This is a genomic window from Microbacterium sp. DWRC1-3, from assembly GCF_049896645.1.
Lineage (GTDB): Bacteria > Actinomycetota > Actinomycetes > Actinomycetales > Microbacteriaceae > Microbacterium > Microbacterium maritypicum.
Genome location: NZ_JAFCUS010000001.1, coordinates 430,972 through 451,826, shown reverse-complemented (window position 1 = coordinate 451,826; position 20,855 = coordinate 430,972). Strand labels below are relative to the sequence as shown.

The window sequence follows — 20,855 nt, the reverse complement described above, 5'->3', positions numbered from 1 at the left end:
CTGTCGAGCGGGCGAGCGAGGCTGTCGGTCTCAGCTGCCGGATTCCGGCCAGGCCGCCGCGACGGCCTCGCGCACCTCGCCGAGGAGCTGCGGAAGCGCCTTGGTCTTCGCGATGATCGGGAAGAAGTTCGCATCCGACGTCCAGCGCGGCACCACGTGCTGGTGCAGATGGGCGTCGACGCCCGCTCCGGCCACCGCCCCCTGGTTCATCCCGAGGTTGAAGCCGTCACAGCGTGACACCTCACGCAGCACCCGCATGGCCGTCTGCGTCAGCGCGCCGATCTCGGCGACCTCCTCAGCCGTCGCCTGGTCGTACGTGGCGATGTGGCGGTAGGGGCAGACGAGCAGATGTCCCGAGTTGTAGGGGAAGAGGTTCAGCAGCACGTAGGCCGTCTCTCCCCGGGCGACGACCAGCCGCTCGGCATCCGGGAACTTCGGCGCCTCGCAGAACGGGCACTCCTCGCGAAGCGGCTCGGGCCCTGCCTGGATGTACGCCATCCGGTGCGGGGTCCACAGCCGCTGGAACTCGTCCGGGACTCCTGCGAGCACTCCGGCATCCTCCAGCGGCTGCGCCCCGTCGGTCACGCCAGATCCCCTGCCTTCAGCACGAGCGCGTGGGACGCGATGGCGGCGCCGATACGACGCACCGCGTCCTCGACCGGGACGCCGTTCTCCTGCGTGCCGTCGCGGAAGCGGAACGACACGGTGCCAGCGGCACGGTCCTGCTCCCCGACGATGAGGATGACGGGGACCTTCGCGGTCGTGTGGGTGCGGATCTTCTTCTGCATGCGGTCGTCCGAGTGGTCGACATCGGCCCGGACCCCCGCCGCCCGCAGCTGCGCGATGACGTCGTCCAGATAGTCGCCGTACTGCTCAGCGACCGGAACACCCACAACCTGGCTGGGTGCGAGCCACAGAGGGAAGTCGCCGGCGTAGTGCTCGAGGAGGATCGCGAAGAACCGCTCGACGGAGCCGAGGAGTGCACGGTGGATCATGACCGGCCGGTGCTTCTGGCCGTCGGGACCGGTGTACTCCAGTTCGAACCGGTCCGGCTGGTTGAAGTCGAGCTGGATGGTCGACATCTGCCAGGTGCGGCCGATCGCGTCACGCGCCTGCACGGAGATCTTGGGACCGTAGAAGGCCGCTCCGCCGGGGTCGGCGACCAGTTCGAGCCCGGACTCGATCGCGACCTCACGCAGCGTGTCGATCGCCGTCGACCACTGTTCCGGCTCGCCGAGGAACTTCGGGTTGCCCTCTTCGTTCGTCGACAGCTCGAGGTAGAAGTCGTTGAGTCCGTAGTCGCGGAGCAGGTCGAGGACGAGGTTCAGGTTGGTGGTGAGCTCTTCCTTGACCTGGTCCTGAGCGACGTAGATGTGCGCGTCGTCCTGCGTCAGGCCGCGCACGCGGGTCAGGCCGGACAGCGTGCCGCTCTTCTCGTAGCGGTAGACCGTGCCGAACTCGGCCAGTCGCAGCGGCAGCTCACGGTAGGAGCGCCCGCGCGAACGGAAGATGAGGTTGTGGAACGGGCAGTTCATCGGCTTCAGGTAGTAGTCCTGCCCCTGCCGGGTGACGTTGCCCTCCTCATCGACGACCTCGTCGAGGTGCATCGGCGGGAACATGCCGTCCGCATAGGTCTGCAGGTGACCCGACGTCATGAAGAGATCCTTCTTCGTGATGTGCGGGCTGTTCACGAGGTCGTACCCGTTGCGCAGCAGGTGCTTGCGCAGGTTCTCCTCGATCTCGTAGCGGATGATGCCGCCCTTGGGATGGAACACCGCGAGTCCGGAGCCGATCTCGTCCGGGAAGGAGAACAGGTCCATCTCGGCACCGAGCTTGCGGTGGTCTCGGCGCTCCGCCTCGGCGATGCGCTCCTGATAGGCGCGCAGCTCTTCCTTGGTCGGCCAGGCCGTGCCGTAGATGCGCTGCAGCTGCGGGTTCTTCTCACTGCCGCGCCAGTACGCGGCGGCGATGCGGGTGAGGTCCCAGCCGTTGCCGATCATGCGCGTGTTCGGCAGGTGCGGACCGCGGCAGAGGTCCTTCCAGACGACCTCGCCGTCGCGGGTGGTGTTGTCGTAGATCGTCAGCTCACCCTCGCCGACCTCGACGGACGCGCCCTCGGCCGCCTCCTGGGCGCCCTTGAGCCCGATGAGCTCGAGCTTGAACGGCTCGTTCGCGAGCTCGGCGCGAGCTTCCTCGTCGGTGACGACACGGCGGACGAAGCGCTGGCCCTCGCGGATGATGCGCTGCATCTCCTTGCTGATGGCCTTGATGTCCTCGGGCGTGAACGGGGTGTCGACGCCGAAGTCGTAGTAGAACCCGTCGGTGATGGGCGGACCGATGCCGAGGTTCGCCTGCGGATTGATGCGCTGCACGGCCTGAGCCAGCACGTGGGCAGCGGAGTGACGGAGAATGTTCAACCCGTCCGCGCTGTCGATCGTGACCGGCTCGACCACGTCGGTGTCGGTCACGGTCGTGGCAAGATCCTTGAGATCGCCGTTGACGCGCATCGCGACGACGTTTCGGTCAGTGAACAGGGCGAAGCCGTCATTCGGCCGGGCGTTTTCAGGCACAGAAACTCTCCATCTGGGTCGGTACCAGGTTACTCGCCCGGCTGGGCCCTCCTGACCGCCACCCGCGTGAAGATCACCGGCGCGGATGTGGCGCTCCGGCGGGTTCAGCCGCGACGGTCGGCTCCGCCCGACGCGATCACGATCCCCGACTCGTAGGCGTCGATCACGAGCTGCGCCCGATCGCGCGCGTGCAGCTTCGACATGATGCGATTCACATGGGTCTTCGCCGTGTGCGGTGAGATCACGAGGTCGTCCGCGATGTCCTGATTCGAAGCCCCACCCGCCACGAGGAGCAGCACTTCCCGTTCGCGTTCCGTGAGCTGGCGCAACGGCTCGCTGCTCCAGGCCTCGGCGTGTGGATGCTGTGGCAGCACCGAGCGTTCGATCAGCGACCGCGTCGCCGCCGATGACAGGAGCGCCTCTCCGCGATGCACCACTCGCACGGCACCGACGATGTCCTCCGGCTCCGCACCTTTGCCGATGAACCCGCTGGCGCCGGCACGGAGGGCGGCCACGACGTAGTCGTCCTCCTCGAAGGTCGTCAGGATGAGCACGCGCGGCGTCGTGGTCAGCGGCGCGCTCATGATCTGCGCAGTGGCGGCGATGCCGTCGAGCTCCGGCATCCTGATGTCCATCACCACGACGTCCGGCATCCATCGGCTCACCGCGGAGACCGCCTCCCGCCCGTTCGCCGCCTCGCCGACCACCTCGATGCCGCCGTCGGCGAGGATGTCGCTGACGGCCTGCCGCACCAGCGGCTGGTCATCGACGACGAGCACCCGGATCATCGTGCGCCTCCATCGAGCGGGATCCGAACCTCCAGGCGGAACGCGCCGTCGGCGGTGCCGGCCTGCACGTCTCCGCGGACGGCGACGACCCGCTCGCGCAGCCCGCGCAGCCCGTGGCCACCGGCATCCGACACGGAGCCCGGTTGCGCAGCCGTCTGATTGACGACGACGAGGCGGAGCGCATCGTCCTCCGCCTGGAGACGAACGCGCGCCGAGCCGTCCGCTCCATGCTTGTGCGCATTCGTCAGACCTTCGAGAACCACGAGGTAGGCGACGTGATCGCTGGCCGGCGACAGGGCGGGCCGGTCGAGATCGTCGTCCAGATCGACGTCGAGCCCCGCCTCGCGAAACTGCCTGACCAGCCCATCGAGACCGTCCAGGCCGACCTGCGGGCGCAGGTCGCGCACGTCGTCCGGATCGTCGGAGCGCAGCAGCGCCATCAGTCCGCCGATGTCGGCGAGCACGGTACGGGAGGAACGTCGGATGGTCGTCAGTGCCTCGCGCGCACGCTCCGGACGGACCTCCAACGCGGACGACGCGACGCCCGCATTGAGACTGATGACCGAGATCTGATGTGCGACGACGTCGTGGAGGTCCCTGGCGATGCGCACCCGTTCCTCCGCGACCCGACGCCGTGCTTCCGTATCTCGCCCCTGCTCGGCGCGTTCCGCTCGTTCCGTCATGGCGCGCACGAACTCGCGTCGCGACCTGGCCGCGTCTCCCAGCGCCCCGGCGAGGGCGATGATGAAGACGAACTGCAGCGCGCGGGCATCGAGGAGGTCCCCGCCGAGCGGGATCGCGCTGACGAAGAAGACGAGCACCGTCGCCGCGCTCACCGCGATGATCCCGACGAGTCGTCCACGGCGGTCCACGACGGCGTAGGCGCTGATCGCCGTGGCGATGAGCGCGCTCGGCGACATGACGCCCGTGAGCGCCAGGACCGTCGCGCACAGCAGGCTGAGGGTGAGCACGACAAGTGGAAGCCGTCGACGGAAGGGCATCGCGGCCGCGGGGACGAGGGCTGTGACGAGCATCCAGCCGCTCGCACGGAAAGCGTCGTCCGGGAAGGGTGACACGGCGAACAGGACCACCACGACCACGGCGATCACGTCGCCGACCGGCGCCGGGATTCGCGGAGGACGGGGTGCCGACATCACACCAGTATTCCCCGCGACGCCGGCACGGGGATCCCCCGACGGGATGAGCTGCGTGTACTGCGCTCGCAGTACACGAGTGTCCGCGGCAGGGCGACGCGACGGCGGATGCCGGACGGCACGCTGGAACGAGGGCGCACAGGGCGTGCGCCGAGAGGGGTCGGCATGAAGAAGCCTGTCAAGAGAGTGCTCGTCGCGCTCACATCCGTCGTCGCGGTGATCGCGCTCGGTCTGACGGCCACCACCGTCGGCAATGCGGTGGCCACCACGATCGAACAGGATCGCATCGAGCCCTACGGCCAGAAGGTCACCGTGGACGGGCACGACATGAACGTCATGATCACCGGCGAGGGTTCAGAGGACATCGTGCTCCTGCCGGGGTTCGGTACCGCATCGCCCGTGCTCGACTTCGAGCCGCTCGTCGCCGAGCTGGCGCGGGATCATCGCGTCATCGTGGTGGAGCCGTTCGGCTACGGGCTGAGCGACGGCACGGACCGCGCCCGCACCACCGACAACATCGTGACGGAGACGCACGCCGCCCTGCAGGAGCTCGGCGTCGACGACTACGTCCTGATGGGACACTCCATCGCCGGCATCTACGGCATCCAGTTCGCGAACCGCTATCCCGATGAGGTCAGGGCGTTCGTGGGCATCGACAGCAGCGTGCCCGGCCAACCCGGCTCGGACACCGAGCTGCCGGTCGGACTGTTCGGTGCCGCGAAGACCCTCGGACTGGTCCGACTCATCGCGTCCTTCCGTGGCACGGGCTACGACGAATCCGTCTACTCCGCGAAGGCACGGGAGCAGATCGCCCTGCTCACCGACCGGAACACGTTGAGCCCCACCTACCTGAATGCGATGTCTCTGCTTCCGGCGAACTTCGAGGATGCACTCGGCACGAGCTTTCCCGAGGACCTCCCCCTGCTGCTGTTCGTCGTCGCCGACAATCCGTCCGTCCCCACGTGGGTGCGGTTGCACGAGGAGCAGGCCGAGGCGGTCGCTGACGGCACGGTCGTGCCGCTCGACGGGGAGCACTACCTCCATCACACGCACACGCCGAGGATCGTCGACGAGTTCCGCTCCTGGGAGCGCACGCGGATGTCCGCCCCGCAGTGACGTGTCACAGCGCATTGAGGCGGCGGGAGCGGCGAGCAGTCGAACATCACGTAGCGTGAACGGATGGACAGAGCAGTCGCACGATGGATACTGGCGCTCGCGCTCGGCGCGATCGGGGTCGGCCACTTCCTGAGCACCCGGGGATTCCGTGTGGTGGTGCCGGACTGGGCCACGCGCCTCACCAGGCTCGACAAGGACACGATCGTGATCGCATCCGGTGCCGCCGAAGTCGCGCTCGCCGCCGGACTGCTCGCGCTGCCGAAGGAGCGCCGCCGCATCGGCTGGGCGACCGCGGCGTTCTTCGTCGCCGTGATGCCGGGGAACATCCACCAGTGGCAGACCCGGCGCTCGACGCCGGGACTCGACACGGATGCCCGGCGTTTCGGCAGGCTTTTCCTGCAGCCGCTCCTCGTACTGTGGGCGCTGTGGTCGACGAGCGGCGAGGCCCCTCGTCGTCGCAACCGCCGTCGCGGCTGAGCGACGAACCATGACCACGCGTTCCAGGAGAATGGTCCCATGACGTCTCCCTCGATCGTGTGGTTCCGCAATGACCTCCGACTCGCAGACAACCCCGCGCTGCGGGCAGCGACCGACCGAGGAGAACCGGTCATCGCCCTGTACGTGTTCGACGAGGAGTCGCCGGGCATCCGTGCCATCGGTGGCGCAACCCGCTGGTGGCTGCACCACTCGCTGGCCTCTCTCGACGCGCGTCTCCGCGACCGTGGTGGCGCCCTCGTGCTGCGTCGCGGCCCTGCAGAGCGCATCGTCCGCGAAACGGTGACCGAAGTCGGAGCGGGCGCCGTGTTCTGGAACCGCCGGTACGGGGGTCCCGGGCGCGAAGTCGACTCGGCGCTGAAAAGCTCGCTCCGGGCCGATGGACTCGAGGTCGCCTCCTTCGCCGGCTCGCTTCTCCACGAGCCCTGGACGGTCAGAACCGGAAGCGGCACGCACTATTCGGTGTTCACGCCCTTCTGGCGGGCCTGCCTCGCGCTGCCGGCGCCGCGTTCCCCTCTGCCGGAGCCTCGGTCGGTCCCCGGCCCGACGCACATGCCGCCATCGGACACGCTCGACGACTGGAATCTCCTGCCCACGACCCCGGACTGGGCCGAGGGGCTGCGCGAGACGTGGGAGCCGGGAGAACCCGCCGCGCGACAGCGGCTGAAGGACTTCCTCGAGCATGACCTCCCCTCATACGACCGCGCGCGGGACGAACCGTCAGCCGGGGCCACCTCGTTGCTCTCCCCCCACCTCCGATGGGGAGAGATCAGCCCGTTCACGGTCTGGCACGAGGCGGTCGGCGTCGACGGCGCCGGTGGATTCCTCTCCGAGGTGGGCTGGCGCGAGTTCGCCTGGCACACGCTGTACCACTCCCCCGACCTCGCCAGCGAGAATCTGCGGCCGGAGTTCGACGCCTTCCCCTGGCCGCCGTTGAACCCCGCCCACCTCGACGCGTGGCAGCACGGAGAGACGGGCGTTCCCCTCGTGGATGCCGGCATGCGTGAGCTCTGGCACACCGGCTACATGCACAACCGGGTCCGGATGGTCGTGGCATCCTTCCTCGTGAAGAACCTGCTCATCGACTGGCGCCTGGGAGAAGAGTGGTTCTGGGACACGCTCGTCGACGCCGACGAGGCCAACAACCCCTTCAACTGGCAGTGGGTCGCCGGCTCCGGAGCCGATGCGGCGCCCTACTTCCGCGTGTTCAACCCCGAACTCCAGGCGAAAAAGTTCGACCCGCAGAGCCTCTACATCTCGCGCTGGGCCGCCGACGCCCCCACCGAGCCGATCGTGGACCTGGCCGAGACGCGGAAGATCGCGCTCGCCGCCTACGAGCAGGTCAAGCGCGCACCGCGCACAGGACGCGACTGACGAGAGCGGCACCCACGATCGGGTGGGCGAATCGAGTCGCCGACGCCGTCCATGCCAGACTGGAGCCGTGACCGAATCCAGGAAGCCAGCCGTCGTCCGCGGCTTCGCTGCTTCGTCACTGGCGATCTTCGTCGCTCTCGCAGGTCACGTCTCGGGCGGCGGGCAGATGCCCGGAGCGCTCGGCATCGCCGTGCCGTGGGTGTTCTCGTTCATGATCTGCGTGCTGCTCGCCGGTCGTTCTCTGTCGCTGATCCGATTGAGCATCTCCGTCGCGGTCAGCCAGTTCCTGTTCCACACGCTGTTCGTGCTCGGCACCGTCACGCCGTCCGGCGTCACCACCCCGCACGTGCATGGGGCGCCCCTGGTGATCCCGGCGACGGCCGGTGTCCCCGAGGCCGTCACCGCCGATGCGTCCATGTGGCTCGGACACGCGATCGCCGCACTTCTGACGGTGGCCGCGCTTCATCGGGGCGAGCGCCTGGTCCTCGCCCTCCGCGATCTCGCCGTGCAGGTGGTCCGCTGGCTGCGTCGCCGTGTCGATCATGTCCTGGTGCTTCCGGTCGCCCCGGTCGCCGGCGGCTTGCGTGGTCGGTTCGATCTCGAGCGGGCCGTAGGCCTCGTCCTCCTCGCCACCCTCAGGGGTCGCGCTCCGCCTCTCTTCGCTGCGATCTGATCCGCGCCCTGTACCGGCCCGACCGGTCCTGTGGTGCGTCACCGCCGTGCGCCATCGATGCGCGCGGGTTCTGAACGCTTGCATGAACGTCGCGCACGCGACGTCTGATGAGAGGCCATTCCCATGTCCCCTGTCCGCAGGATTGCGGCCGGGTTGGCGTTGGCGACGGTCGCGACCCTCGCGATCGCCACGCCCGCGTCCGCCCACGACCAACTGATGTCCAGCACGCCGGCCGCCGATGAGCAGTTGGCTGCAGCGCCGGAGAGCATCACGATGACGTTCTCCGGCGAGCTCCTGGTGCTCGATGAGTCACTGACCGGGGCCGTCGTCCTGGTCGTGGACGCGTCGGGGAAGGACTGGGTCTCCGGCGATGCGACAGTCGCCGGGCGCACGGTCACCGCCGCGCTCGAACCGGGAATGCCGACCGCCGGCTACCAGGTGCGCTGGCAGGTCGTGTCGGAAGACGGTCATCCGATCGCCGGGGTCATCCCCTTCACGATCGGCGACGCCGAACCGCTGCAGAGCCCCACCTCCGGCGGCTCGACAGCGACACCTCCGGCCTCCGCAGAACAGCCGGATCAGACCGCAGCAGATTCGGGCAGCGCCCTCAGGGTGCTGCTCATCGGCGCGGGCGGAGCGGCCGTGGCCGTCCTCGCCCTCGTCCTCATTCGATTCCTTCGTCGTCCTCGGACGGCAGCCGCTCCGCCGCACGACGGCGGATCCGCGGCAGATGACCTGTGAAAGGCACCATTGTGAACACCACCAAGAACCTCCCCCGCCTCGCCGCTGTGATCGCGGTCTCCCTGCTCGCGCTCACCGGCTGCACGCCGGAGAGCAGCACCTCCGAGTCCGCGTCCCGCCCCGCAGGCGAGACCGTCACCATCGAGGATGCCTGGGTGAAGTCGGCGGACGAAGGCATGTCCGCCGCCTTCGGCACCCTCCTCAACAGCGGTGACGACAACGTGACGGTCGTCTCCGTCACGTCCGAGGCCTCCGACATGATCGAGCTGCACGAGACGGTCGAGAACGAGGCCGGCGAGATGGTGATGCGCGAGAAGGACGGCGGATTCGTCATCCCCGCCGGCGGGAAGCTCGCCCTGGAGCCGGGAGCGAACCACATCATGCTGATGGGCCTCTCCGGTCCTCTCACCGCGGGCAGTGACGTCACCTTCACTCTCACGTTCTCCGACGACTCCACGTATGAGTTCACCGCTCCCGTCAAGGACTACTCCGGCGCGAACGAGAACTACGAGGGCGGCGAAGAGCACGAGGGTATGGATCACTGATGTCGGCGCCCCTTGAGGGCGCCCGCTCCCGCCGCGCCGGGTCGACCCGGCGGCAGTTCCTCCTCGGAGGCGCTGTCGCCGGAGTCGGCGCGGTCGCGGCCGTGGGAGTGGACCTCGCCCTGAACCGCCAGGAGAGCGCAGCGAAACCGGTCTCCGCCCCGATGAACGGTGAACTCACAGTGCCGTTCTTCGGAGTCCACCAGGCCGGTGTCGATACCGCAGCACAGGCCCACGGCGTCTTCCTCGGCCTCGATCTCCGCGAGGATGTCGACCGAGACGGCCTCACCCGCCTGATGCGCATCCTGACGGACGACGCGGCTCGTCTGACGCAGGGGCTGCCGGCCCTCGCCGACTCCGAGCCGGAGCTCGCCCTCTCGCCGGCGCGGCTCACGATCACCTTCGGGTTCGGTCCAGGGCTCGTCGCACGAGCCGCAGGAGCAGGACCCTCCTGGCTCGCTCCCCTTCCGGCTTTCCGTGTGGATCAGCTGCGGCCCGAATTCTCGGACGGCGACCTTCTCGTGCAGGTCGCCGGAGACGATCCGCTGACCGTCGCCCACGCGACGCGAATGCTCCTCAAGGACGCCCGCGGCTTCGCGAGCATCCGGTGGACACAGCAGGGCTTCCGCCGGGCCCATGGCACAGAACGCCCCGGCACGACGATGCGCAACCTCTTCGGGCAGGTGGACGGCACGACCAACCCGGAACCGGGCACGGAGCAGTTCGACGAGGTCGTGTGGAGCGCAGACGGATGGCTCGCCGGAGGCACCGGGATGGTGATCCGCCGCATCCGCATGGATCTCGACAAGTGGGACCGACTGGATCGCAGCGGACGCGACGCATCCGTGGGGAGGACGCTCGCCAACGGCGCCCCGCTGACCGGGACCGAGGAGTTCGACGAACCCGATTTCGAGGCGACGACGGCGATCGGCTTCCCCGTGATCGCGCCGTTCGCACACATCCGACGCGCCCGCGGCGAGGGGAAGGAACACATCTTCCGCCGCGCATACAACTACGACGAGCGACCGCTCGGCACCGAAGTGTCCGAATCCGGCCTGATCTTCGTCTCGTTTCAAGCCGATGTCGAGCGGCAGTTCATCCCGATGCAGCGCAGACTCGATGAACTCGACCTGCTCAACGAGTGGACGGTTCCGATCGGGTCGGCGGTCTTCGCGATCCCACCCGGGTGCGCTGAGGGCGGATTTATCGGCGAGACCCTCCTCGACTGAGACTCCGACCGTGCCCGGCGACGGCCGGGCACGGTCGGGACACCACCTGCGGCGGACGAGCCGTCACCGCACCTGTTCCCGTACGGGTCGATATCGCAGGGCGATCGAGCCGGAACGGAACTCCTGGCGGCCGATGAGCTCGAGCGGGATGCGCTCGCGCAGACCGGAGAGGAGCGCGGGCCCGTGTCCGGCGATCACCGGCTGGACGACGAACTCGTACTCGTCGATCAATCCCAGGTCGGCCAACGCCGCGGGAAGCGTGACGCCGCCCACCCACACCGTTCCGCGGGACTCGAGGATGAGACGTCGAACCGCACGCTCGAGGTCGCCGCGAACCAGCTCCGCGTTCCAGTCGACCTCGCTCAGCGCGCTCGACACGACGTACTTCTTCGCCCCGTGGATGGCCTCGGCGAAGGGAATCTCCCACGCGCTCATCCCGTCCGGCCAGACACCCGTCGCGGGCTTGCGCCACGCGGATTCCATCATCTCGTAGGTCACCCGGCCCAAGAGCAGGGCGTCGGCGCGCTCCATCTCCGCGGTCCAGTACCGCATCGACTCCTCATCCGGCGCGGCGCCGGCCTCGTGATCGCAGCAGCCGTCGAGCGTGACATTGATCGAGTATCGAAGCGATCCCATGATCGATCTCCTTGGCGTGGGTCCGCATCTTCGCGGATCGCCCCACAGTAACCCCGGCCGATGCGGATCGCATCCTCCCGGTCGCACTCCAGGCACGAAAAAACCCCCGGAGAACCGGGGGTTTCTGTCTGTGCGCGATACTGGGATCGAACCAGTGACCTCTTCCGTGTCAGGGAAGCGCGCTACCGCTGCGCCAATCGCGCCCGTTGGGGCTATTCAGTTTTCCCGTGAGGTGGCGACGGGATTCGAACCCGTGTAAACGGCTTTGCAGGCCGGTGCCTAGCCGCTCGGCCACGCCACCGTGTGGATTGACCCCACGTGCGGAAGATCTTCCGAAGAAGTTCTCCTTCACTCGAGCGGATGACGAGACTCGAACTCGCGACCCCAACCTTGGCAAGGTTGTGCGCTACCAACTGCGCTACATCCGCATTTCGTTCCCGGTTGTCCCGGGCACTCATGAAACATTAGCCGAAGATCCGCACTCCGCCAAACCGGCAGCGAATCTCGCGCGTGTCTCGCCGAGTGGTCCACAGGCCCTCTGAGCGTCCGGTAGTATCGGTTGACGTACCCCGCGGGTACGGGCGATTGGCGCAGTTGGTAGCGCGCTTCCTTCACACGGAAGAGGTCATCGGTTCGAGTCCGGTATCGCCCACCACAGAACCTCCGATCCACTCGGGGGTTCTTTTCTTTTCCTCCACCGCCCCGGGCCGCAGACCTCCCGGTTCCCTCGCGCGCGTCTGCCGGTCGACCTGCCGTCGCGCTACCCGACAGGGATACGCACGACGCGGTCGTCGCCTTCGTCCGCGTCTCCCCGACCGTCGGTGTTGTTCGTCAGCACCCACAGCGCCCCGTCCGGTGCGACCGCGACGTCCCGAAGCCTCCCGAGCGCCCCGACGAGGAACTCGCCGGAGGCGCGGAGGTCAGTGAGCGGCACCTGTCGGATCCGCTCTCCGCGGAGGTTCGCGATGAAGATCGACCCCGCGGTGATCGCGATGCCACTCGGACTCGCGATGCCGGGAGCCCACTGCTGCACCGGATCGATGAAATCCGCACGACCAGCGATGCCTTCCACCCTCGGCCATCCGTAGTTGCCGCCCGGCTCGATCACGTTGAGTTCATCCCAGGTGTCCTGACCGAACTCGCTCGCGTAGAGGGTTCCGTCTTCGTCCCACGCCAGCCCCTGCGGGTTGCGGTGGCCCAGGCTGTAGACGGGCGAGCCCTCGAAGGGGTTGTCCTCGGGCACGCGCCCATCCGGTGTGACGCGGAGGATCTTCCCCGCGAGAGATCCGAGATCCTGAGCGCCTTCACGATCGCCGGCGTCGCCGACCGTCACGTAGAGCATCCCGTCAGGGCCGAATGCGATGCGGCCGCCGTTGTGATTTCCGGCGGCGGGGAGGCTGGAGAGGATCGTCTCGGGCTCACCGATCTCCATCGACCCCGGTGCGCCCGAGAGGACGAATCGTTGCACCCTGTTCTCGTCGGCGGCCGTCGAGTACGCGTACAGGTCGCCCTCGTGCACGGCGATACCGAGCAGGCCGCCCTCCCCGCGCGGCTCGACGCCCTCGATCACGCCGACCTCGCGCGTCTCACCTGCATCCGAGACCTCGACGATGCGGGCGGTGTCGCGTTCGCTGAGCAACGCGGTGCTCCCTGAGAACGCGATGGACCAGGGGGCTTCCAAGCCCTGCACGATCGTCTTCCTCTGCTCCGGGGAGATGCTGACGGACCCCTCGGACAGCGTCGGCGAAGGCGGAGCAGGTGGTGTCGGCGCGCACGCGACGAGAGCGATCCCGGCGGCGCACAACGCGGCCGATGCCCTCAACCCTCGCCGCGTCGTCCTCATCACCGTTCCCTCGCCTTGCGTTCGACACTAGACGCGCTGCGCGCGGCGCAGAAGAGGCGTGTGTCGGAGGGGCCGCGTAGCCTGCCACGGTGTCGACGAATCAACTTCTCCCCGGCCCCTGCGCGCTCTGCGGAGGCACACGGGGAGTACGCACGGAGGGCTCGTGGTGCTGCGCCTCCTGCGGATGGCGCGTCGGCGACGCCCCCGATCCCGACCTCCCCCTCCCCCGTGTCGACGTCGTCTACTACATCCGATTCGACCGTCGCGTGAAGATCGGCACGAGCCGGCGTCCGCGACAGCGGCTGGCCAGCATCAGGCACGACGAGCTCCTGGCCTTCGAGCGCGGCGGTCGCGCCGTCGAACAGCAGCGACATCGCGAATTCGCCGCGATCCGTGAGGGCGGTGAGTGGTTCACCTGGACAGATGAGCTGCGGGCGCACGTCGCTGCCCTCCAGGAAGAGGGCGAGCCGTGGCCGCTGTACGGACGCTGGTTGAGCGGAGCATTGCGCGGTATCGACGCCGCGGCACCCGAGCTGTGACATGACGGTGCCGGGCGACTGCTTCGAGAAGTCCAGTCACCCGGCACCGCGTCTCGGGAAGGATCAGGCTGTGGCGGCCCGACCCCGGGCGGTCGCAGGCTGCGGCTGGCATCGGGATGATTCCTCCTCGTGTGGCGCCGCGGTGCGCGACTCACCACTGGTTCGAAGCCCGATGCGGATCGGATTGCTCCTCACCTGCCTCCCGGCGGCCCCTCGAGCACCGGGTGAGACACCGCGGTCGATCGCCCCGGATCTTCGCGGCCGGGTCCCAGACACCACTGCTACGGTGAGGGTGCCGGTATCTTGCCGGCATCAGGGAAGACTTCTCGTCGACCAACGGGCCTCATCGGTCATTTCGTTCTCCGTCGCCTCCTCTGTGCGAGTCCGAGGAGCATCATGCCCACCCCGTCAGTTCCGTCTTTCATCGACCCCGCGCACGCCTGGGCCGCCCCGATCGGCCTCCCCTCGGGGACGACCGCGATCGTGTACTGCGAAGGCCAGTTCGGCGAGCAGGACGGCAAGACCGCCAACGGGCTGGTCCGCCACTCCGAGAAGTACGAGATCCTCAGCGTCATCGACAGCACCCACGCGGGAGCGGATGCCGGGATGCTTCTGGACGGACACGTGAACGACATCCCGATCCTCGACGGTCTCCCCACCGCGATCGCGCACGCCGGGCACGTCCCCGACTACCTGATCTGCGGCGTCGCTCCCGCCGACGGCCTGCTCTCAGCCGATCAGCGCACCGTGCTCCTGGATGGCATCGCCCGCGGAATGCACATCATCAACGGCCTGCACGAGTTCCTCACCGACGACGCCGAGTTCGTCGCCGCGGCGCTTCTCGCCCAGGTCACGATCACCGACATCCGTCGCCCGCGCGACAAGAAGGATCTCCACCTCTTCTCCGGTCGCATCTTCGACGTGACCTGCCCGCGCATCACGATCCTGGGCACCGACGGAGCGATCGGCAAGCGCACCACGGCGACGATCCTCGTGCGGGCGCTCAATGAGCGGGGCGTGCACGCTGTGATGGTCGGCACCGGGCAGACCACGATCATCCAGGGCGGGCGCTACGGTGTCGCCCTCGACGCCCTCGTCCCGCAGTTCTGCTCCGGCGAGGTCGAGAATCAGGTCGTCGCGGCGTTCGAGGGCGAGAACCCGGATGTGATCATCGTGGAAGGACAAGGCGCACTCAGCCATCCCGCCTACATCACCTCCGCGCACATCCTCCGCGGCAGCCAGCCCGCAGGCGTGATCGTGCAGCACGCCCCCGGACGCAAGGTCCTCGGCGACTTCCCCATGGTGGCGATGCCCACGGTCGCGAGCGAGATCGCCCTGATCGAGGCGTTCGCCGACACGACGGTGATCGGCGTGACCGTCAACCACGAGAACCTCTCGACGGAACAGCTGGCCACCGCGATCGACGAGATCGAGCTCCGCACGGGACTCCCCGCGACCGACCCGCTCACACGACCGCTGGCCGAACTCGTCGATATGGTGCTGCAGGCGTTCCCGATGCTCAGCCCGCGACGGACCAGCCGTAGCGCCGCGTGAGAGCCGTTCCGACGCGGTCGTAGCGGCGGCGATCGAGCACCGCCGCTTCCCGTCGCAGTCCGCGTTCGTGGACGCTGTACAGCTGCTCGATGTCGACCCAGGACTCGCGTCCCTGAGAGTCCCAGGCCCCGGTCCCGATCGAGAGGTAGTCCCGCTCCCCGTCGTGCGGCTTGCTGGTCATCCGCACCGCGTACACGCGATCCGCTGACTGCCGGCCGATCACGAGCACGGGACGGTCTTTGCCGCGCCCGTCGTTCTCCTCGTAGGGCACCCAGGTCCAGACGATCTCGCCGGCATCCGGGGCACCGTCCCGCTGCGGCGCATAGGCGACCCGCAGATCCCTGATCCGGTCCGGATCGATGCGGGCGGTCTCGGTGCCGGCGGGGGCGGAGGTCTCCTGCGGGGTCCGCAGACGCGCGTCCGGGCGTCTCGGATCTGTTGTCCGAGACGCCCGGCCGGAGCCCACTGCCTTGAGCAGAATCTCCGCGAGTGTTGCCAGGATGCCGTTGGTCTTGCTCACACGGTCACCCTAACCGCAGATCACGCGTCGGCGAGTGCGTAGCCCTCCTCGCCGTGCACGACCTGGTCGACACCGGCGATCTCGTCCTCGTTCGTGACACGGAAGCCGATCGTCTTCTCGATGGCGAAACCGATGATGAAGGCGACCACGAAGGAGTAGATCAGCACTCCGAGCGCGGCGATCAGCTGCACGGCGAGCTGGCGGGCGTCGCCGCCGACGAAGAGGCCGGTCTCGGTGGCGAAGAAGCCGAGGTACACCGTTCCGATGAGACCACCGACGAGGTGGATGCCGACGACGTCGAGGGAGTCGTCGAAGCCGAGACGGAACTTCAGCTCGATCGCGAGTGCGCACACGACTCCGGCGAGTGCACCCAGCAGCAGAGCCCAGCCCGGCGTCAGGTTGGCGCACGCCGGGGTGATCGCGACCAGACCTGCGACCGCACCGGAGGCGGCTCCGACCGAGGTGGGCTTGCCGTCTTTGATCTTCTCAACGAGGATCCAGCCGAGGATGGCGGCAGCGGTCGCCCCCAGGGTGTTCAGACCGATGAGTCCAACCCCGCCCATGTCCTCCGCGAGCCACTCCGCGCCGGCGTTGAAGCCGAACCAGCCGAACCACAGCAGCGCGGCGCCGAGGAGCGTCAGAGGCACGTTGTGGGGCTTCAGGATGCCCTTCTGGAAGCCGATACGCTTGCCGAGCACCAGCGCGAGAGCGAGGGCCGCGGCGCCCGCGTTGATGTGCACGGCGGTACCACCGGCGTAGTCGATCACACCGATGCCGCTGTCCTCGCCGAAGAGCGTGGTGCCGAGGTTCATGATCCAGCCACCGCCCCAGACCCATGCGGCGACCGGGAAGTAGCCGACGGTCGCGAAGATGCCGGCGAAGATCAGCCAGCTGCCGAACTTCGCACGATCCGCGATCGCTCCGGAGATCAGCGCCACAGTGATGATGGCGAAGGTGGCGCCGTAGGCGACTCCCAGGAGCGCGACGTTCGAGCCCTCACCCTCAGCCAGGCTCGAGAGCCCGATGTCGGCGAAGGGGTTGCCCGCGAAAGCGGTCGGACTGTCGACGGCGCTCATCGAGAAGCCGAAGAGAATCCACAGCACGGCGACGAGTCCGATGGAGCCGAAGCTCATCATCATCATGCTGACGACGCTCTTCGCCTTGACGAGACCGCCATAGAAGAAGGCGACGCCGGGCGTCATGAGCAGAACCAGCGCTGTCGCGGTGATCGCCCACGAGATGTTGCCGGGAGCATCCATAGGAAAACCTCACATCCGAAGTAATTGAGAGCTTCAGTGTGACGACCTGCGGTTTCGTCAATGCGTGAGGTTTGTTTCCCCGCGGTTACAGCGCGGCTCCGCCCGTGAACATCGCGTTACGCGATTCTGCGGGCTTACGCAGAATGTGTGAGGGCGTTGAGTCGAGAGATGGCGCGCAGGTACTTCTTGCGGTACCCGCCGGCGAGCATCTCGTCGGAGAAGACGGAGTCGAGCCCGAGCCCCGTGGCGAGGATCGGGATCTGCGCGTCGTACACGCGGTCGACGAACGCCACGAAGCGCAGCGCCTCCGACTGATCGGTGAGCTGGCGCACCCCGCGCAGACCCACACCGGCGACGCCGTCGATGAGTCTGATGTAGCGCGACGGATGCACCTGTGCGAGGTGGCGGATCAGGTCGTCGAACCGGTCGTCGGATGTCGCACCGGCGGCGCCCGCCTTCTCGACCGCGTCGGCGTACGCCGCGTCGTCGAGCACGACCGCGTGCCCGTCGAGGGCGCGCTGGCGGAAGTCGACGCCGTCGATGCGCAGCGTCTGGAAGCTGTCCGACATGGCGTGGATCTCCCGCAGGAAGTCCTGTGCGGCGAAGCGTCCCTCGCCGAGCGCGTTCGGCGGGGTGTTCGAGGTCGCGGCGAGCCGGGTGCCGGTCGGCACGAGCTCCCCCAGCAGACGGGTCATCACCATCGTGTCGCCCGGATCGTCGAGCTCGAACTCATCGATGCACAGCAGGTCGGCGCCTTTGAGCAGATCGACGGTGTTCTTGTAACCGAGCGCGCCGACGAGCGCGGTGTACTCGATGAACGAGCCAAAGTACTTCCGACGCGCAGGCATCGCGTGGTAGATCGACGCCAGAAGGTGCGTCTTGCCCACGCCGAACCCGCCGTCCAGGTAGACGCCGGGCTTGAGCTCCGGCTCCTTCTTCGCGCGGCTGAACAGACCGCCGCGCTTCGCAGGCGTTCCGCGCCCGGCGAAGCGCATCAGCGTCTCCTTCGCCTCCTCCTGCGAGGGATAGGCCGGATCAGCGCGGTAGCTGTCGAACGTCGCGGAGTCGAACTGCGGCGGCGGCACCAGGCTCGCCAGCATCTCGGGTCCGCTGACGGTCGGCTGACGCTCGGTGAGGTGCACGATTCCCGTGCGGCTGGTCTGGTCGGTCATCACAGTCCTGAATCAGGTGCTCACCTGTGTCGAAGTCTTACGAATCGGGCGCAGGGTGCTCGGCGGGGATCTATCGTCGAAGGGACGGATCAACACTACGCCGTCTGCCACCGCCCCCTCGTCCGCTCAACGCTTCGGAGATCCCATGGCCATCGAGTTCGATTCCTCCTCCCCCAAGTTCGCCGAGTATGCCGAACCGGGCCGCCTCGTGACCACGCAGTGGCTCGCGGAACGGCTGGGAGCGCCGGGTCTGGTGGTCGTCGAGTCCGATGAAGACGTCCTGCTCTACGAGACCGGTCACATCCCGGGAGCGGTGAAGGTCGACTGGCACACCGAGCTCAACGACCCCGTGGTGCGCGACTACGTCGACGGCGAGGGCTTCGCCGAGCTGCTGAGCCGCAAGGGCATCGATCGCTCGGACACGGTCGTCATCTACGGCGACAAGAACAACTGGTGGGCCGCCTACGCCCTCTGGGTCTTCTCCCTCTTCGGTCACGAGGACGTGCGTCTGCTCGACGGCGGACGCGACCGCTGGATCGCGGAGGGGCGCGAGCTCACGCGTGAGGCGACCAGCCGTCCGGCCACGGAGTATCCGGTCGTCGAGCGCGACGACTCCCTCATCCGCGCGTACAAGGATGACGTTCTCGCCCATATCGGCAGCCCGCTGATCGACGTCCGCTCTCCCGAGGAGTACACCGGTGAGCGCACCACGGCGCCCGCGTACCCCGACGAGGGCGCGCTGCGTGCCGGCCACATCCCCACCGCGCAGAGCGTGCCGTGGGCCAAGGCGGTCGCCGAGGACGGCGGCTTCCGCAGCCGTGCCGAGCTCGACGCGATCTACCGCGACGGGGCCGGGCTGAAGGACGGGGACGATGTCGTCGCCTACTGCCGCATCGGGGAGCGCTCGAGCCACACCTGGTTCGTACTCACCCACCTTCTGGGCTTCGAGAACGTGCGCAACTACGACGGGTCCTGGACCGAGTGGGGCAGCGCGGTGCGTGTGCCGATCGTCACCGGCTCAGAGCCCGGCACGCTCTGAACATGTGACAATGACAGGGATGACCACAAGCGACGTTCCTGACGCCCTCGCCGAGATCCGCGACGGTTTCCTGGAGACCCCCGAGTCCGATCGTCTTCTCCTGCTGCTCGAGTTCTCCGACGAGCTCCCTGACGTGTCCGACGAGGTCGCGGCCCACCCGGAGATGTACGAGCGCGTCGCTGAGTGCCAGTCGCCGGTGTACATCCACGTCGAGGTGAACGACGACATCGTGACCATGCACGCCACGGCGCCGCCCGAGGCTCCGACCACCCGCGGTTTCGCGAGCATCCTGGTGCAGGGCCTCACCGGCCTGACCGCCGACGAGGTCCTCGCGATCCCGAACGACTATCCGCAGTCGATCGGGCTCACCAAGGCGGTGTCGCCTCTGCGCATCGGAGGCATGACCGGGATGCTGATGCGGGCGAAGAACCAGGTCACGCAGAAGCGCTGAAGCCCTGGGCCTCGAGCCAGTCGGTGATCGCGGTGGTCCAGCCCGTCTGGTCGTAGTTCCAGAGCTTGGTGTGGCGCGCGACCGTGAATCTGGGCATCGTCACGAGATCCGGACGCGCCTCCTGCAACGCGTGCGATGAGTCGGCAGGGACGAAGCCGTCGTCGTCGCTGTGCAGGATCAGGATGGGCGCTGTCAGCTCGTCGGCGCGGGCGACCATGTCCAGGCGATCGAACGCGATCGGCTCGTCGGCTCCGCTGAGGCGCGCGGTGAGCGGCATCTGGAGCGCGCCCATGGCGAGTGCGGGCAGCGGTGCCCGAACTCCGGCCATCTTCGCCTGGAATCGCAGCACGGTGCGCCAGTCGACGACGGGAGATTCGAGGATGATCCCGGCGATGCGATCGCGGTGCTCCGACGTCACCGCAGCCTGCAGCGAGACCGCTCCCCCCATCGACCACCCCATCAGGATGACCTGTTCGGCGCCGTGTCGGAGTGCGTAGGCGATCGCGGCGTCCACGTCACGCCATTCCGACGCTCCGAGCGCGTAGGCGCCCGCCCTGGTGCGGGGGGCCTCGCCGTCGTTGCGGTAGGAGACGACGAGGTTGGGCAGGCCCGCGGCAGAGAGCACCGGAACGGCCCGCAGGCACTCGGCGCGTGTCGCCCCGCGTCCGTGGACCTGGATCACCCAGGTCGAGGACGACGCCGGGAAGTACCAGGCAGGGCACGGACCGGCCGGGGTGCCGATCAGCAGGTTCTCCCAGCGCAGGTGGAGCTCGCTCGGGGATGAGTAGTAGTAGCCGCTGAAGGCCGCGGCACGATCGACGCGGGCGCCGGGCTCGATCTGCGTGAGGAGCTTACGGCGAACAGTCGAGCCGTCTGCGCTGAGCACAGCACCGAGCTTCACATAGCCGTAGGTTCCGGTCGTGAACAGGCCGTACCGTCCGGGGAGCTCGGTGTCGAGGGTGCGCTGCAACTCGATGGTCTGCGCACCGGTGTCGACGGCGAGGATCTCGGTGTCGGTGGCACGACGCATGGGCGTGACGACCCGACGGGCGACGGCGAACACGACGAGAGCGAGCGCCGCCCCGAAAGCGAACAGGGCAGGGACAAGGAGCGTAACGGCGTGCCTGAGACTCTTCATCGCTTCCTGACTCTAGCCTGTT

At 68.1% G+C, this 20,855-nt stretch carries 21 protein-coding genes and 4 tRNA genes; 12 read left to right on the top strand and 13 right to left on the bottom strand.

Going from position 1 to position 20,855, the window contains the following annotated elements; translation table 11 throughout:
* Window positions 1-30: 30 nt before the first annotated feature.
* From ACP699_RS02175 to ACP699_RS02160, 4 genes are all read right to left on the bottom strand, one after another.
* Window positions 31-585, bottom strand: coding sequence for an HIT family protein (locus ACP699_RS02175; protein WP_055872471.1), 555 nt, complete (start codon window positions 583-585; stop codon window positions 31-33).
* On the bottom strand, window positions 582-2,507 hold the full coding sequence (gene thrS, locus ACP699_RS02170; protein WP_235563090.1) for a threonine--tRNA ligase: 1,926 nt from the start codon (window positions 2,505-2,507) through the stop codon (window positions 582-584). Before thrS ends, ACP699_RS02175 begins: the two co-directional genes overlap by 4 nt.
* A gap of 167 nt (window positions 2,508-2,674) precedes the next feature.
* The gene (locus tag ACP699_RS02165) at window positions 2,675-3,358 is read right to left on the bottom strand and encodes a response regulator transcription factor (protein WP_426168807.1); all 684 of its coding nucleotides are present in this window, start codon (window positions 3,356-3,358) and stop codon (window positions 2,675-2,677) included.
* The gene (locus ACP699_RS02160; protein ID WP_426168804.1) at window positions 3,355-4,512 is read right to left on the bottom strand and encodes a sensor histidine kinase; all 1,158 of its coding nucleotides are present in this window, start codon (window positions 4,510-4,512) and stop codon (window positions 3,355-3,357) included. The genes ACP699_RS02165 and ACP699_RS02160 overlap by 4 nt, the downstream gene beginning before the upstream one ends.
* Before the next feature lie 165 nt (window positions 4,513-4,677).
* Here ACP699_RS02160 and ACP699_RS02155 point away from each other — a divergent pair, with 165 nt between their 5' ends.
* The 7 genes from ACP699_RS02155 (at window position 4,678) to ACP699_RS02125 (ending at window position 10,682) form a co-directional block, all read left to right on the top strand.
* Complete coding sequence (locus ACP699_RS02155; protein WP_055872467.1) at window positions 4,678-5,628, top strand: alpha/beta fold hydrolase; 951 nt, start codon at window positions 4,678-4,680, stop codon at window positions 5,626-5,628.
* Window positions 5,629-5,691: 63 nt separating this feature from the next.
* Complete coding sequence (locus ACP699_RS02150) at window positions 5,692-6,105, top strand: DoxX family protein (RefSeq protein WP_055872466.1); 414 nt, start codon at window positions 5,692-5,694, stop codon at window positions 6,103-6,105.
* A 39-nt stretch (window positions 6,106-6,144) separates the two neighbouring features.
* The gene (locus ACP699_RS02145; RefSeq protein ID WP_426168799.1) at window positions 6,145-7,497 is read left to right on the top strand and encodes a cryptochrome/photolyase family protein; all 1,353 of its coding nucleotides are present in this window, start codon (window positions 6,145-6,147) and stop codon (window positions 7,495-7,497) included.
* A gap of 67 nt (window positions 7,498-7,564) precedes the next feature.
* A complete protein-coding gene (locus tag ACP699_RS02140; RefSeq protein WP_426168796.1) occupies window positions 7,565-8,170 on the top strand; it encodes a hypothetical protein in 606 nt (201 codons plus the stop codon).
* 123 nt (window positions 8,171-8,293) lie between these two features.
* Window positions 8,294-8,911, top strand: coding sequence for a copper resistance CopC family protein (locus ACP699_RS02135; protein ID WP_055868009.1), 618 nt, complete (start codon window positions 8,294-8,296; stop codon window positions 8,909-8,911).
* A gap of 11 nt (window positions 8,912-8,922) precedes the next feature.
* Window positions 8,923-9,456, top strand: a complete 534-nt coding sequence (locus ACP699_RS02130) for a copper chaperone PCu(A)C (protein WP_426168792.1) — start codon at window positions 8,923-8,925, stop codon at window positions 9,454-9,456.
* Complete coding sequence (locus ACP699_RS02125; RefSeq protein WP_426168789.1) at window positions 9,456-10,682, top strand: Dyp-type peroxidase; 1,227 nt, start codon at window positions 9,456-9,458, stop codon at window positions 10,680-10,682. The genes ACP699_RS02130 and ACP699_RS02125 overlap by 1 nt, the downstream gene beginning before the upstream one ends.
* A 63-nt stretch (window positions 10,683-10,745) precedes the next feature.
* On the opposite strand, the gene ACP699_RS02120 is transcribed toward ACP699_RS02125, so the two are convergent.
* The 4 genes from ACP699_RS02120 to ACP699_RS02105 all read right to left on the bottom strand — a co-directional run bounded on the left by ACP699_RS02120 (window position 10,746) and on the right by ACP699_RS02105 (window position 11,746).
* Complete coding sequence (locus ACP699_RS02120) at window positions 10,746-11,318, bottom strand: dihydrofolate reductase family protein (RefSeq protein ID WP_426168786.1); 573 nt, start codon at window positions 11,316-11,318, stop codon at window positions 10,746-10,748.
* A gap of 131 nt (window positions 11,319-11,449) precedes the next feature.
* Window positions 11,450-11,521: transfer RNA gene (locus tag ACP699_RS02115), tRNA-Val, on the bottom strand.
* Window positions 11,522-11,548: 27 nt separating this feature from the next.
* A tRNA-Cys gene (locus ACP699_RS02110) sits at window positions 11,549-11,619 on the bottom strand.
* A gap of 54 nt (window positions 11,620-11,673) precedes the next feature.
* Window positions 11,674-11,746, bottom strand: a tRNA-Gly gene (locus ACP699_RS02105).
* A 151-nt stretch (window positions 11,747-11,897) separates the two neighbouring features.
* Here ACP699_RS02105 and ACP699_RS02100 point away from each other — a divergent pair.
* Window positions 11,898-11,973, top strand: a tRNA-Val gene (locus ACP699_RS02100).
* Window positions 11,974-12,078: 105 nt separating this feature from the next.
* On the opposite strand, the gene ACP699_RS02095 is transcribed toward ACP699_RS02100, so the two are convergent.
* On the bottom strand, window positions 12,079-13,161 hold the full coding sequence (locus ACP699_RS02095; protein WP_426168783.1) for a PQQ-dependent sugar dehydrogenase: 1,083 nt from the start codon (window positions 13,159-13,161) through the stop codon (window positions 12,079-12,081).
* Window positions 13,162-13,250: 89 nt separating this feature from the next.
* On the opposite strand from ACP699_RS02095, the gene ACP699_RS02090 reads away from it, so the two are divergent.
* On the top strand, window positions 13,251-13,700 hold the full coding sequence (locus ACP699_RS02090; protein ID WP_031206109.1) for a GIY-YIG nuclease family protein: 450 nt from the start codon (window positions 13,251-13,253) through the stop codon (window positions 13,698-13,700).
* A gap of 396 nt (window positions 13,701-14,096) precedes the next feature.
* Window positions 14,097-15,254 (top strand): DUF1611 domain-containing protein, encoded by a 1,158-nt coding sequence (locus tag ACP699_RS02085; protein ID WP_318278842.1) that lies wholly within the window; start codon window positions 14,097-14,099, stop codon window positions 15,252-15,254.
* Here the strand turns inward: ACP699_RS02085 and ACP699_RS02080 are convergent.
* The 3 genes from ACP699_RS02080 to zapE form a co-directional block, all read right to left on the bottom strand.
* Entirely contained in the window at window positions 15,220-15,774 is a 555-nt protein-coding gene (locus ACP699_RS02080) for a type II toxin-antitoxin system PemK/MazF family toxin (protein WP_174799576.1), read from the bottom strand. The genes ACP699_RS02085 and ACP699_RS02080 overlap by 35 nt on opposite strands.
* A 20-nt stretch (window positions 15,775-15,794) precedes the next feature.
* On the bottom strand, window positions 15,795-17,033 hold the full coding sequence (locus ACP699_RS02075; RefSeq protein WP_055867970.1) for an ammonium transporter: 1,239 nt from the start codon (window positions 17,031-17,033) through the stop codon (window positions 15,795-15,797).
* Window positions 17,034-17,167: 134 nt separating this feature from the next.
* Window positions 17,168-18,205 (bottom strand): cell division protein ZapE, encoded by a 1,038-nt coding sequence (gene zapE, locus ACP699_RS02070; protein ID WP_055872456.1) that lies wholly within the window; start codon window positions 18,203-18,205, stop codon window positions 17,168-17,170.
* A gap of 145 nt (window positions 18,206-18,350) precedes the next feature.
* Here zapE and ACP699_RS02065 point away from each other — a divergent pair, with 145 nt between their 5' ends.
* Window positions 18,351-19,244 carry a sulfurtransferase gene (locus ACP699_RS02065; RefSeq protein WP_055867964.1) on the top strand — a complete coding sequence of 298 codons (894 nt, stop codon included), beginning with the start codon at window positions 18,351-18,353 and terminating at the stop codon, window positions 19,242-19,244.
* 19 nt (window positions 19,245-19,263) lie between these two features.
* The gene (locus ACP699_RS02060) at window positions 19,264-19,695 is read left to right on the top strand and encodes a SufE family protein (RefSeq protein ID WP_055867962.1); all 432 of its coding nucleotides are present in this window, start codon (window positions 19,264-19,266) and stop codon (window positions 19,693-19,695) included.
* Here the strand turns inward: ACP699_RS02060 and ACP699_RS02055 are convergent.
* Window positions 19,679-20,833 (bottom strand): alpha/beta hydrolase family protein, encoded by a 1,155-nt coding sequence (locus ACP699_RS02055; RefSeq protein ID WP_426168774.1) that lies wholly within the window; start codon window positions 20,831-20,833, stop codon window positions 19,679-19,681. The genes ACP699_RS02060 and ACP699_RS02055 overlap by 17 nt on opposite strands.
* Window positions 20,834-20,855: the final 22 nt, after the last annotated feature.